A 13,895-nucleotide genomic window follows, 5' to 3' on the forward strand; every position below is an offset into this window, starting at 1 on the left:
AGGGCAAGGAAAGGAGAGGCTGACCGACGTAATCAGCCACAGTCTATTCCTCGGCGACCAGATCCAGATAGGTGTCGTTCCACAGATCTTCGTCGCCGTCGGGCATCAGCAGCACGCGCTCGGGGTCGAGCGCCTGCACCGCGCCTTCGTCGTGGGTGACCAGGATGATAGCGCCCTCGTATTTGGCGATGGCCTTGAGTATCTCGTCGCGCGAAACCGGGTCGAGGTTGTTGGTCGGCTCATCGAGCAGCAGCACGTTGGCCCGAGACGTCACCAATGTCGCCAGCGCCAGGCGCGTCTTCTCGCCGCCGGAAAGCACCTTGGCCGGCTTCATCGCGTCGTCGCCGGAGAACAGGAAGCTACCCAGAATCGAACGGGCATGCGTATCGTCGAGTTCGGGGGCCACATGCTGCAGGTTTTCGAGCACTGACACATCGAGATCGAGCGTATCGTGCTCCTGCGCGAAGTAGCCGATCTTGCAGCCATGGCCGTAGATGACCTCGCCGGTGTCGGGCTGCTCCTCGCCCGCCAGCAGACGCAGCGTCGTGGTCTTGCCCGCGCCGTTATAGCCTAATATGACCACGCGCGAGCCTTTGTCGATCGCCAGATTGATGCCGGCGAACACGATGTTCGAGCCGTAGGCCTTGGAAATGCCCTCGGCGGTGATCGGCGTGCGGCCGCAGGGCGCGGGTTCGGGGAAGCGGATATCCGCCACCTTCTCCTTCGTTTCGGCCTCGCTGGTCTGCGAAAGCAGCCGCTCGGCGCGGCGCATCATGTTCTGGGCGGCGACGGCCTTGGTGGCCTTGGCATGCAGCCTGATGCCCTGCTTCATGAGACGGTCGGCCTTCTTCTCGGCGACTTCGCGCTCGCGGCGACGGCGCTCCTCATCGACCACGCGCTGATGCAGGTAGGCTTTCCAGCCGAGCGAATACATATCGATCTGCCCCAGCTGCGCATCCAGATGCCAGACCTTATTCACCACCTCGTCCAGCAGCTCGGTGGAGTGGGAGATGACGAGGAAACCGCCCTCGAAACGCTTGAGATAGCTGCGCAGCCACTCGATCGAATCAGCGTCCAAATGGTTGGTCGGCTCGTCCAGGATCATGGTGTCGGCATCCGAGAACAGGATGCGCGCCAATTCGATGCGGCGGCGCTGGCCGCCGGAAAGGGTGCCCAGCTGCTGCTCCATCGTCTCCTGCGGCAGCCCCAGGCTGTCGGCCATGGCGATGGCCTCGGACTGCGCCGCATAGCCGCCGGCCTTCTCGAAGTCCTGCATGGCCCTGTCATAGCGGTCCATGGCCTTCATCATGATATCCGGATCGGGATCGGTCATGTCTTTTTCCGACTTGCGCAGGCGGGTGATGATCGCGGCGATGTCGCGGGCGCTCATCAGCCGGTCGAGTGCGGTCTGCTGCGGATCGGCGGCGTGGGTGTCCTGCGGCAAGTAGCCCAGTTTGCCGCTGATGCGAACTTTTCCCGCTGAAGGGAGCATGTCGCCGGTGACGACGCGCGTCAGCGTCGTCTTGCCTGCGCCGTTGCGGCCGACCAAGCCGATCTTGTCGCCTTTGGCTACGTGGAAGTCGGTGGGATGGAGCAGCGTGCGCGCGCCGATCTGAATCTCAAGTCCCTGTGCCTCAATCGCCATGGCCTACCTACCGTCTTTCCTCTGCAGCTATGTGGTGAATATGCGCGCGTGATCGCGCGCTCAATCGTCGACACGCATATCGACCTCGTGTCAATCGTCATTCAATGTCATGCAACGGAGCATCATCATAGCGAGGGGGTATCGATGAATGGCGTTACGGCCATGAAAACATCGCCTGCTCGGCGGATTCGCGCGTTTCGGCACAGTCCAACGCGACGAACCCGCCCAGCAGGGCGGGCTGCATATTCGCTACTGGATGGGTTGGCGCGTTTCGACGGTCAAAACACGCTCGCTCATCCAGCAGCTCGGCAATGCCGCACGCCGATGCGCATCAGCGGCGCGGCAGCAGACGCGTCCACGGGGTGTAGATGACGATCGCGCTCAGGGTGGCGAACACGATAAGCGCCACGGCGAATATCTTTGACGTATCCATAAGCCGCACGCCGATGGCCACTGCCGACCAGATGACGACGAGACCGAACATCCAGTCATGCATGCGGGCGTTCATGAACGCGGACACGGCGACCAGCAGCGCAAGCAAAGCGAGCGTCGAGACGGCCTGCACGAGCACGTTGCCGCCCTTCGGGTCGAAATGGCGCGAGACCACATGCATGATATTGGCGATGGTCGCCACGGCAAGCCATGAGCCATACAGCGACAGCGGGGCCCAGTCCAGCACGTTGCGCCCATCGCCTCGGCTCAGCGCGCATAGTGTCCAGACGGCGGCCAACAGCAACGCGATCATGATGATGCTGGCAGTGAACTGCTTGTAATGCCATGTGACAAGCCATGCGATATTCAGCGCGCAGGTGAGGACGAACAACGCGCCGCGTGCGCTCATCGGCAACGGGCCGAGCTGTTTGCGGCTCTTGTCGCGCGACAATGTCACCAGCCAAATCGCAAGACCGATGTAGATCGCGCCCCAAATGGTGAACGCATATCCCGCCGGCGTGAACCAGGAGAAGGCTTCATTGGAGATCTCTCCGGTCGAGACCCCGCCTAGTTTGCCGATCTGCGCGAATGCGTTGAAGCCCAGCATCACCGCCCAAGCGGTCCATGCGATTATCGCCTCGGTGCGAGTCCAATGCCGTGGGGCTTTGCCGTTGGCGATATCGGCATTGCCGCCATCGCCTGACGGCTTCGCGGGGACCCCTTCGCGTGCCTGCTGCGCGAGTCGCGCGTCCGAATCATGGTCATTGGCGCGAGCAGCGGCCGGATTGCCGGCTGCTGAGTTGCCAGTGAAATCATTGGCCGTTGTCATATGACCCTCCCTGATGGTCTGGCCCGATGCCTGCGAGCCGCGTGGTACCCGAATTCGGCAGGTTCGAAACATGACGCACCCGCCCGGTGCCATACACCAGCTGCGATAGAGAACAGCTACGGTACTGAACTCATGCGTCGAGCTCCGTCGCGCGAGGCGGTCAGACAACCTGTGCATAAGTATATCGGCCATGGTCCTGGCAGTCGGCCGCGGTTCGCTGAAGATGAAGGGCCGCGTGTCGAAAGTCGAACACATGTTCGAAAATAGTCCGAAGATGCGGTATTCTTGGGTGGAATCAACAGACGGCTTTGGAGGTATCGGTGGCTTCTCACATAGTGGCTTCTCATTCGGCAGCGCACAGCGTCACGGCGCAGCATGACTCGGTTGCGGAACATGTCTTGGACAGCGAAACGTTCCTCTCAAGGGAACTGGCGAAGGCGCAGCTGAAGGGGTCGAATGGTTCGCTGGTAGCGGATATCTCACACATTCCCAGCGATTTGAAGATCACCATCCAAGGCGCTCGCGAGCACAACCTGCGCAACGTCGATCTCGCGATTCCGCGTAACCGCATGGTCGTGTTCACCGGGCTGTCCGGCTCGGGCAAGTCCTCGCTGGCCTTTGACACCTTGTTCGCCGAGGGGCAGCGACGCTATGTCGAATCGCTGAGCGCCTACGCTCGCCAGTTCCTCGGCCAGATGGACAAGCCCGACGTGGACTTCATCGAGGGGCTGAGCCCCGCCGTCTCCATCGACCAGAAGACCACGAACCGCAATCCGCGATCCACGGTCGGCACCATCACCGAGATCTACGATTATCTCCGCCTGCTGTTCGCCCGCACGGGCGTCCCGCACTGCCCGGTGTGCGGCGAGCTCGTCAGCGCCCAGACGCCGCAGCAGATGGTGGACGCCATGCTCGCTTATCCTGATCGCACGCGCTTCCAGATACTTGCGCCGGTCGTGCGCGGGCGCAAGGGCGAGTTCGAGGATCTGCTTGAACTGCTGCGCGGCGACGGCTATTCACGTGCGCTGATCGACGGCGAGATGCGCCAGCTCTCCGATGACATCAAGCTCACCAAGCAGAAAAAGCACACGATCGAGGTCGTCGTGGATCGCTTGGTCATCAAGGACGGCATACGGCAGCGGCTCACGGATTCCATAGAGACCGCGCTCAAACTGGCCAAAGGCATCGTCATCGTCGATTTCGTGGATCTTGACGTCAAGGACCCGAACCGTCGCCGGCCCTTCTCCGAGAAGCGCGCCTGCCCGAACGGCCACCAGCTTGACCTCGATGAGATCGAGCCGCGCACTTTCTCATTCAACGCACCGTACGGCGCATGCCCGGAATGCACCGGTATCGGCTTCAACCTCGAAATCGACCCGGAGCTGGTGATTCCCGACCCGGACAAAACCCTCAACGAAGGCGCCATCGAACCGTGGGGCATGACCAAGGGCACCGGCGAATACTATCGCCATGTGCTTGAAGGCTTGGGCGAGGAGATGGGCTTCAGCCTTGATACTTCGTGGAAGAAGCTGCCCGAGGACGTGCGCCATTCCATCATGTACGGCCATGATTTCAAAGTCAATGTGTCCTACCGTAACCGGTGGGGCCGTATGCGCGAGTATTCGACCGGCTTCGAAGGCGTGGTGCGAACCTTGATGCGCCGGCATGACGAGACCGATTCGGACCAGATGAAGCAGTACTACGAATCCTATATGCGCGAAGTGCCGTGCCAGGCCTGCCACGGCAAGCGGCTGCGCCCCGAGGTGCTGGCGGTCACGGTCAACGACCAGTCCATCGCGGATGTCTGCGATATGCCCGTGGAGCATGCTCTCGCATGGGTCAACGAGCTGAAGCTGACCGGTTCGGCCGTGAAGATCGCCGGCGAAGTGCTCAAGGAGATTCGCGCCCGACTGGGCTTCCTCAACGATGTTGGGCTGAACTACCTGACCCTGTCGCGCGCCGCCAAAACCCTGTCCGGCGGCGAAGCGCAGCGCATTCGCCTGGCCACGCAGATCGGCTCGGGGCTGGTGGGCGTCATGTACGTGCTGGACGAGCCGTCGATTGGACTGCATCAGCGCGACAATGAGCGACTGATTTCCACGCTGCACCATCTGCGCGACCTTGGCAACACGCTGATCGTGGTCGAGCACGATCAGGAGACCATCGAGAAGGCCGATTGGCTGGTCGATATCGGGCCGGGAGCCGGCGAGCATGGGGGAGAGGTCATCTACTCCGGGCCCTCGAAGCATCTCGTCGAAGCCTCGCGCTCGGTGACAGGAGACTATCTGGCCGGTCGGCGCAGCATCGCCGTGTCCGCGAAGCGCCGCAAGGTGCGCAAGACCAAGCAGCTCAAGGTCGTGGGCGCACGCGAGAACAATTTGCAGAACCTGACCGTGAACTTCCCCGTAGGCGTCATGACCTGCGTCACCGGCGTCTCCGGTTCGGGCAAGTCCACGCTGGTCAACTCGATTCTCTACCCGGTGCTGGCCGACAAGCTCAACGGCGCGCGCATCGTGCCGGGCAAGCACACCCGCATCGAAGGCGTGGACCAGTGCGACAAGGTGATTCACGTCGACCAGAATCCCATCGGCAGAACGCCCCGCTCTAACCCGGCGACCTACACCGGCGTGTGGGACAAGATTCGCACGCTCTTCGCCAAGACGCCGGAGGCTCAGGTGCGTGGCTACGGCCCCGGCCGCTTCTCCTTTAACGTCAAGGGCGGGCGCTGCGAGGCCTGCCACGGCGACGGCACGCTCAAGATCGAAATGAACTTCCTGCCGGACGTCTACGTGGAATGCGAGGAATGCCACGGCAAGCGCTACAACCGCGAGACGCTCGAAGTCACCTACAACGGCAAAACCGTCGCCGATGTGCTCAACATGCCGATCGAGGAGGCCGCGCAGTTCTTCAAGGCATATCCCTCCATCGCCCGGTATCTCGACACCTTGGTGCAGGTGGGACTGGGCTATATCCGCCTCGGGCAGCCGGCGCCGACTCTGTCCGGCGGCGAATCGCAGCGTGTCAAGCTGGCCACCGAGCTGCAGCGCCGTTCGACAGGCAGCACCGTCTATATTCTGGACGAGCCGACCACCGGTCTGCACTTCGAGGACGTGCGCAAGCTGCTGCTCGTGTTGGACGGCCTGGTCGACAAGGGCAACACGGTGATCGTCATCGAGCACAATCTCGATGTCGTCAAATCCGCTGACTGGCTTATCGACCTCGGCCCGGAAGGCGGCAATGGCGGCGGCACCATCGTGGCCGAAGGCACGCCGGAGCAGGTCGCCCAATGCGAGGAAAGCTGGACAGGTCGTTTCCTCAAGCCCATGCTGGCATGATGGACATGTATGTGCAGATATGAGGATCAGCTGCGGCGGCGACAGGTAAAGCGCGGCGGGGCGGAAGCCCATGCGACAGGGAAAGCCTAGCTGAGAAGACGCGGCGGAAGACATAAACGGCGTAAATGCGGGATGGCAAGAGGCGAATGTCTCGAAAGCCGCACGAGACGCAAAGGAAAGGCCATGACAGGAATCATCGAGAGGCACAGCCCGGACGAATGGCGCAGGACAGCCAGCAGCACGGCTAAGCAGCTGGGTGACTCGCGCGACCTGTTCCGGCCCAAGACCGGCGAAATTCCGGCCGAGCCGGGCGTCTATAAATGGCGCGACGGCGAAGGCCGCGTGATCTATGTCGGCAAAGCCAAGAACCTGCGCAACCGGCTGACCAACTACTTCCAGCCGCTCAATCAGCTGCATCCGCGCACGCAGACGATGGTGCTCACCGCCAGAAGCTTGGAATGGACCGTGGTCGGCACCGAGCTTGAGGCGCTGACGCTGGAATATACGTGGATCAAGGAATTCGATCCGCGCTTCAACGTGGTGTTCCGCGACGACAAGACCTACCCCTATCTGGCGGTTTCGGTAGGCGAGGACGTGCCTCGCGTCTGGGTGACGCGCAACCGCAAACGCAAAGACACGCGGTATTTCGGTCCGTACGCGAAGGTGTGGGATCTGCGGCATTCGCTGGACAAGCTGCTCAAGACCTTCCCGGTGCGCACCTGCTCTCCTGCCGTGTTCCATCGGGCGCAGCTGACCGGGCGACCATGCCTGCTCGCCTCGATCGGCAAATGCTCCGCGCCCTGCGTGGGCAGAATCGGCTTGGATGAGCATCGCCGGGACTGCGAGCGGCTCGTCGGCGTGCTTACGGGGCGCTTCGGCAAGAGCTACATCAACCAGCTGACCCGCGAGATGAAGCAGGCCAGCGCCGACATGGAATTCGAACGGGCTGCACGGCTGCGCGACCAGATCCAGATGCTGCAGACCGTCGGAGAGCAGAATGCCGTCGTGTTCAGCCAAGATGTCGACGCGGATGTGTTCGGCATGGAATCCGACGAACTCGAAGCCTCGGTGCATGCGTTCTTCGTGCGATTCGGTTCTATACGCGGCGAACGCAATTGGAGCGTCGAACGCGTCGAAGACGTCAGCGACGCCGAGCTGATCTCGGACCTCATCGTGCAGGTCTATTCGGATATCGAGACGGCGTCTGCCAATGACGTACAGGATTCCGGAGTACAGGATTCCGGCGGGCTGGCTCTGCCCGAGTATGAGGATTCGATTGCACCGGCTGCGCTCGAATCTGAGGTGGCAGCTGCTGGCGAGCATGAGATTGCCGCCGATGGCGACGGAAGCTCCAGGGTCGAAACGGATGCGGAGTACGGCGCCGAGTCGCACGATGATGCCAATGCGGACGATGGCATAGCATCGCATGAGGATATTCATGGCATTGCAACGTCAGCTTGCGCCGAAACAGAAGAGGATCTTGACGCGCAAGACGAACCCGATTCGGCTGACCCTGAGACCTCGAGCGATGCCGCGTCGCAATCCGGCCGTCCGTCGGTGCATATCCGCGCGAGACGCGATGCCCTTGGCTCCACGCAGACCATAACCGCCACGGATGCCATAGCGCGCGCCCAGGCGACGCGCACCCGCAGGGAGCGTCAGCAGCAGACCGGCCGGGCCGATCTGCTGGCCCCGATCGCTCCGATACCGCGCGAGATCATCGTGCCGGTCGAGCCTGCGCGTCGGGCCGAGCTGGAGATATGGCTCAGTCAGCTGCGCGGGTCCTCGGTGACGATTCATGTTCCTTCGCGCGGCGAGAAGAAGGCGCTGATGGACCGCGCCAACGACAATGCCAAGCAGGCGCTGCAGCGCAGCAAGCTCAGCCGCATCAGCGACATGGGCGCCCGCACCCAGGCGATGAACGACGTCGCCAAGGCGCTGGGTCTCAAGCAGGCCCCGCTGCGCATCGAAGGCTACGACATCTCCAACACCATCGGGGGCGTCTTCCAGGTCGCCTCGATGGTGGTATTCGAGGATGCCATCGCGAAAAAGTCGGAATACCGTCGTTTCGCGATACGTGGCGACGACGGCAAAGGCGCGCTCGACGACTTGAGCGCCGTGTACGAAACCCTCACCAGGCGCTTCAAGCACGGCAATATCGCCGGCGACTCCGGCGAGGACCTCGAAACCGAGCAGCGCATCCGCAAAGCCTCGGAGCGCGGCTTGGCCGAAGGCGGGGACATGAAAGAAGAGAACGCCAATGCTGGAGTCATTGGCGCCGCTGCTGTCGCAGACGCTGCTGAGGCTCCCGCGCATGCGGCCATGATCGAAGAGCCGATCGTCCAGCAGAACGCCGAGCGTCATCATTTCGCCTACAAGCCCAATCTGATCGTCGTCGACGGCGGCAAGCCGCAGGTCATGGCGGCGGCGCGTGCGCTGAAGGACTCCGGCGTGGACGATGTGGCCGTATGCGGCCTGGCCAAGCGGCTGGAAGAGGTCTGGGTGCCGGATGACGACTACCCGATCATTCTCAAGCGCCAATCCGAAGGCATGTACCTGCTGCAGCGCGTGCGCGACGAATCGCACCGCTTCGCCATCACCTACCATCGACAGACGAGACGAAAGGGGGCCCTGCGCTCGGCGTTGGATGACATCCCAGGCATCGGCGAGGCTTATCAGAAGCGTCTGCTCAACGCCTTCGGCTCGGTCAGGGCGATGCGACAGGCCTCGCTCGAAGAGCTTATGGCCGTCAAAGGCATCGGCGAGGCGAAAGCCCAAACCATTTACCGCGCGTTGCACAAAGAAGGCTCCCGGGCATCCTGAGCCGCAGCTGCGCTATGGCGCTCGTCGCCGGGCTTCGGCTAGCATGAGATCGCAGAGAAGGAGGCCTCCATGGCAGCGTCGAATCATCGGGAGCGTGCAGTGCAGCAAGAGCATGCATCCCAGCCCGCGCTGAGACATTGCTGCGCGGTGCTGGGCAAGCCCATTGCGCATTCCCTTTCGCCGGTGCTGCACAATGCCGCGTATCGTGCATTGGGATTGATCGGCTGGGAATACAGCCGTGAGGAAGTCGGCCAAGAGGATTTCGAAAGGTTCCTCTCATCGCTGGATGGCACTTGGGCCGGCTTGAGTCTGACTATGCCGCTGAAAAAAACCATAATGTCGTATGGCACGCCATGCGACAGATGGAGCCGGGAGCTTGGTCTTGCCAACACGGCGGTGTTCCGAGGCGAACCAAGCGCTCACGACGCGCCGCACGTCGTTTCGCACATTATCGACCCCCACAGTGTCGATTCCCACAGTGCTGCCTCCCGCAACGGCATTGCGCTGTACAACACCGATGTCGATGGCATCGTGCTCGCCTTCCGTCATGCGTGGGAAGCAACGGTCGCCGATCAGTTGCCGAAGGCCGGCGAACCGGCGAATGTCGTGATTCTGGGCAACGGCAACACCGCGCTGTCCGCGCTCGCCGCATGCGTGGTGATGACCCACGGGGCGCACGTCACCATGGTGGCCCGGCATCCTGAAGCGCATCTCAGCATCACGCAGTTTGCGCAGCGTCATGCGGGTACGATATCCGTGCAGCCGCTCTCCATGGCAGGCGACGATCTTGACGTAGCCATCGAGCGCCTGGGCAACGCCGATATCGTGATCAGCACATTGCCGGCGCATGCCGCCGACGGCATCGCGCAGCTGGCGTACGCCAAGCTTGTGCCGGGCGCTGTTCATGGCGCTTTGCTTGACGTCGCCTATGATCCGCGCCCCAGCTCCTTGCAGCTTGCGTGGTCGCAGGCCGGTGGCATTGCAATCGGCGGCGAGGAGATGCTGCTGTATCAGGCGATCGTGCAGGTCTGCCTGATGACTGGCCGCGATGCAGGCAACTACCGGGTCGCCGAGTCGGAGACAAGGGCGGCGGCCGGTCATGCCATGTCCGCATGCTGGGAATCCGAGCATGCTACATCAGCTGGTGACACAGACGATGTACGGTTGGAGCAGACTATGAGGGAAGCGTTAGAGGAGGCAATGTGAGCGAGCCAGAGGCGTCCAAGGCGAATGCGGCAAGGTCGGCCGCGTCTGGGGACGATGAACGCAGCGGTGCGGATACCGGCATTGCGCCATCCGGCACCGCCGCGTCCAATAGCGCAGCAGCGCCGATGGGGATAGACGCGGGCGAGCCGAAGCCTGCGGACGAGTTCGAGGTGCTGCTCATCACCGGCATGAGCGGCGCTGGCCGATCTCATGCCGCGGACTGCGTCGAGGACATGGGCTGGTATGTGGTCGACAACATGCCGCCGAAGCTGATGGTGCCGCTGGTCGACATGATGACGGCATCCGCATCAAAGGTCCATAAGCTCGCCGCTGTCGTCGACGTGCGTTCGCGCAGCTACTTCGACGACCTGTCGGTGGTGCTCAGCCATCTCGACGATCTGGGGGTCAAGACTAGGATATTGTTCCTCGACGCGGGCGACGAGGTGCTGATCAAGCGCTACGAATCCGTGCGGAGGCCGCATCCGCTGCAGCACGGCAATCGGCTGATCGACGGCATTCACGAGGAGCGCGAGCTGCTTTCCAATCTCAAGGAACGCGCCGACACCGTCATCGATACCTCCAGCTTAAGCATCCACCAGCTCTCCACGAAGCTCTACGAGGCGCTGCTGGGTTCGGGGGCGTCCACGGTCTCCGTACACATCTTCAGCTTCGGATTCAAGTACGGCATTCCGCTCGACGCGGATTTCGTCGCCGATGTGCGATTCCTGCCGAACCCCTACTGGGTGCCTAGCCTGCGCGAGCTGACCGGGCAGGATCGACCGGTGAGCGACTACGTGCTGTCCAGCGACGGCGCGAACGAATTCCTCGATGCCTACGAGAAGGCCATGATGACCGCCATCGAAGGCTACGCGAAGGAAGACAAGCATTACGTGACCATCGCCGTGGGCTGCACCGGCGGACAGCATCGTTCGGTGGCGATGAGCACTGCCTTGGCGCAGCGGCTGCGTGCGCATGGCCTATCGGTGACGGTTTCCGCACGGGAGCTGCATCGGCGTCAACGCAAGCTTGGCGAGGCGTGAATGGATTTAGTATTCTTCAAATATCCATATTGCGAGAATTTTCATCTCAAATCTAGCGACAAAAAGGTAATCTTGTCCAAGTCGTTAGGTATCACAGATAGCCGTGGCGTTGCGGGAAAATCACCCGTTGACATGCCTTACCAGCATCAAGGAACGGGAAGTAGGAGGTCGGTTCTTGGCTCTTCTTGACGATGTCAAAGGCGAACTCGCCGCAATAGAAAACGATTCGCCTGCTGCGAAAATGGCGCAGGCCTCGACGATGATGCGATTCGGCGGCGGATTGCGCCCGGTGAACAATCAGGCCGTGATACGTGCGCAATTCGATTCGCTCCAGGCCGCTACGTGGCTGCAGAACACCATCGCCGCCTACTTCCAGAAGGAAGCCGTGATTAGCCGCACCACGCGGCAGACCCCCAACGGGGTGGTGCAGCGCTACGACGTGCTTGTGGAGCGCGGCGCGACGGCGCTGGCGCTGCAGGCCGGTTTGCTGGATCGCCGCATGCGCTTGGTCAAGGGCCTGTCCGCCGATATCGTGGGCGGCAACATAGCCCAGATCAAGGCGGCATGGCGCGGGGCGTTCCTGGCGAGGGGGGCCATCTCCGACCCGGGCAAGGCCAGCTACTTGGAAATCATCTGCCCTTCGCATGAAACGGCGCTGGCGCTGCAAGGCGCGGCGCGGCGGCTGGGCATCAGCGCGAAGGCGCGGCAGCTGCGCAGCTCGGAGCGCGTCACGCTGCGCGACCCCGATGCTATCGAGCGCATGCTCATCCTGATGGACGCCCCGCATTCCGCCCGCGAGTGGACTGGGAAACGCTCGGACGGCGAGGCTCGGGGCAAGGCCAACCGCCTGGCCAACTTTGACGACGCCAATATGCGGCGCAGCGCCAAGGCTGCGGCCGAAGCCAGCGAGAAGGTGCGTCGGGCGTTCGAGATTCTCGGCGACGATATGCCGGAGAACCTCAAAGTCGCCGGCCGGCTGCGGCTGGACCACGCGGACGCCAGTCTCGAGGAGCTGGGCCGCTTGGCTGAGCCGCCGATCACCAAAGACGCGATAGCAGGCCGCATCCGCCGCTTGCTGCAGCTCGCCGACAAGACTGAGAAGGCGCGTCGGCAGGGCTGAGGGACCGAGCTGGCGAGAGGTCAGGCGAAAGCGCAGAAAACATATAGGCATACAATGGAGACGTCGTGTTCGCATATGAGTGAACACGACGCTTTGTTTATTGCTGACGCTAATATAAGTGTGGCGTATATCACGTCAGACTCTTCCCGCTTCAGTCGCGTCCGATGCGGGGGCGACAGGGCGGTTAGGAAAGGATATTCATGAAGACTCTCAAGGATCTTGGAGATCTCAGTGGCAAGCGCGTCCTTGTCCGCGCTGATTTCAACGTTCCGCTCAAAGGAACTACCATCACCGACGACGGCCGCATCCGCGCCGCGCTGCCGACGATCAACGCGCTGCGCGGCGAAGGTGCCAAGGTGATTCTCATGGCGCATCTGGGTCGTCCGAAGGGCAAGGTCGTTCCCGAGCTGTCCCTGGCTCCTGTGGCCAAGCGACTGGGCGAGCTGCTGGGCACCGATGTCACGCTGGCTTCCGACACCTACGGCGAAGACGCGCAGGCCAAGGTCGCAGCTTTGCAGGACGGCGACGTCGTGCTGCTCGAAAACGTGCGCTTCAACCCGGAGGAGACCAGCAAGGACGCCGCCGAGCGCTCGGCCTATGCCAAGAAGATCGCCGCGCTGGGCGACGTCTTCGTTTCCGACGGTTTCGGCGTCGTGCACCGCGCACAGGGCTCCAACTACGATGTGGCCACCGATCTGCCGTCCGCAGCCGGTCTGCTGGTCGAGAAGGAAGTCATTGCGCTGTCCAAGGCCACCGACAACCCCGAGCGCCCGCTGACCGTGATCCTTGGCGGATCCAAGGTCTCCGACAAGCTCGGCGTGATCGAGAACCTGCTGTCCAAGGCCAACCGCCTCATCATCGGCGGTGGCATGGTCTACACCTTCCTGAAGGCCAAAGGCTACGAGGTCGGCGAATCGCTGCTCGAAGAGGATCAGATCGAGAAGGTCAAGAGCTACATCGAGACCGCCGAGAAGAACGGCGTCGAACTCGTGCTGCCGACCGATATCGTCGTCAACGCCGGCTTCCCGGCGGGCGATACCCCGATCAACCCCGAAGTTGTTCCGGCCGATGCCATTCCGGCCGACAAGATGGGATTGGACATCGGCCCGGATTCGGCCAAGCTCTTCCACGACAAGGTCGTCGACTCCAAGACGGTCGTGTGGAACGGTCCGATGGGCGTGTTCGAAGTCCCGCAGTTCGCCGAAGGCACCCGCGCCATCGCGCAGGCGCTGGTGGATGCGACCGCGGCCGGCGCCTTCACGATCGTGGGCGGCGGCGATTCCGCCTCCGCAGTGCGCAACCTGGACTTCCCGGAGAGCGGCTTCTCGCACATCTCCACCGGCGGCGGCGCCTCCCTCGAGTTCCTCGAGGGTAAGGAGCTGCCGGGCCTGAAGGTGCTCGAGTAGTCTCCTGGGTGATTCGCGGCCTTCGCAGACTGGCGCTTGCTTCGGCAAACGGCTAGTGT

General features: G+C 62.5%; 8 protein-coding genes. 6 read left to right on the top strand and 2 right to left on the bottom strand.

All coding sequences use genetic code 11. The annotated features are described in order from the left end of the window. Window positions 1-43: 43 nt before the first annotated feature. Both BISU_RS01585 and BISU_RS01590 read right to left on the bottom strand, forming a co-directional pair. Window positions 44-1,645, bottom strand: coding sequence for an ABC-F family ATP-binding cassette domain-containing protein (locus BISU_RS01585; RefSeq protein ID WP_024463779.1), 1,602 nt, complete (start codon window positions 1,643-1,645; stop codon window positions 44-46). 331 nt (window positions 1,646-1,976) lie between these two features. Then, on the bottom strand, window positions 1,977-2,906 hold the full coding sequence (locus BISU_RS01590; protein WP_024463780.1) for a TspO/MBR family protein: 930 nt from the start codon (window positions 2,904-2,906) through the stop codon (window positions 1,977-1,979). A 398-nt stretch (window positions 2,907-3,304) separates the two neighbouring features. On the opposite strand from BISU_RS01590, the gene uvrA reads away from it, so the two are divergent. From uvrA to BISU_RS01620, 6 genes are all read left to right on the top strand, one after another. Further along, on the top strand, window positions 3,305-6,241 hold the full coding sequence (uvrA, locus tag BISU_RS01595) for an excinuclease ABC subunit UvrA (RefSeq protein WP_226839157.1): 2,937 nt from the start codon (window positions 3,305-3,307) through the stop codon (window positions 6,239-6,241). A 183-nt stretch (window positions 6,242-6,424) separates the two neighbouring features. Then, complete coding sequence (gene uvrC / locus BISU_RS01600) at window positions 6,425-9,064, top strand: excinuclease ABC subunit UvrC (RefSeq protein ID WP_024463782.1); 2,640 nt, start codon at window positions 6,425-6,427, stop codon at window positions 9,062-9,064. Window positions 9,065-9,133: 69 nt separating this feature from the next. Next, window positions 9,134-10,270 carry a shikimate dehydrogenase family protein gene (locus BISU_RS01605; protein WP_051246125.1) on the top strand — a complete coding sequence of 379 codons (1,137 nt, stop codon included), beginning with the start codon at window positions 9,134-9,136 and terminating at the stop codon, window positions 10,268-10,270. Window positions 10,271-10,395: 125 nt separating this feature from the next. Next, entirely contained in the window at window positions 10,396-11,310 is a 915-nt protein-coding gene (gene rapZ, locus BISU_RS01610; protein WP_051246137.1) for an RNase adapter RapZ, read from the top strand. A 175-nt stretch (window positions 11,311-11,485) separates the two neighbouring features. Then, a complete protein-coding gene (gene whiA, locus BISU_RS01615) occupies window positions 11,486-12,430 on the top strand; it encodes a DNA-binding protein WhiA (RefSeq protein ID WP_024463785.1) in 945 nt (314 codons plus the stop codon). Between the two features lie 200 nt (window positions 12,431-12,630). Next, window positions 12,631-13,836, top strand: a complete 1,206-nt coding sequence (locus tag BISU_RS01620; protein WP_024463786.1) for a phosphoglycerate kinase — start codon at window positions 12,631-12,633, stop codon at window positions 13,834-13,836. Window positions 13,837-13,895: the final 59 nt, after the last annotated feature.

It is taken from the genome of Bifidobacterium subtile, assembly GCF_000741775.1.
Lineage (GTDB): Bacteria > Actinomycetota > Actinomycetes > Actinomycetales > Bifidobacteriaceae > Bifidobacterium > Bifidobacterium subtile.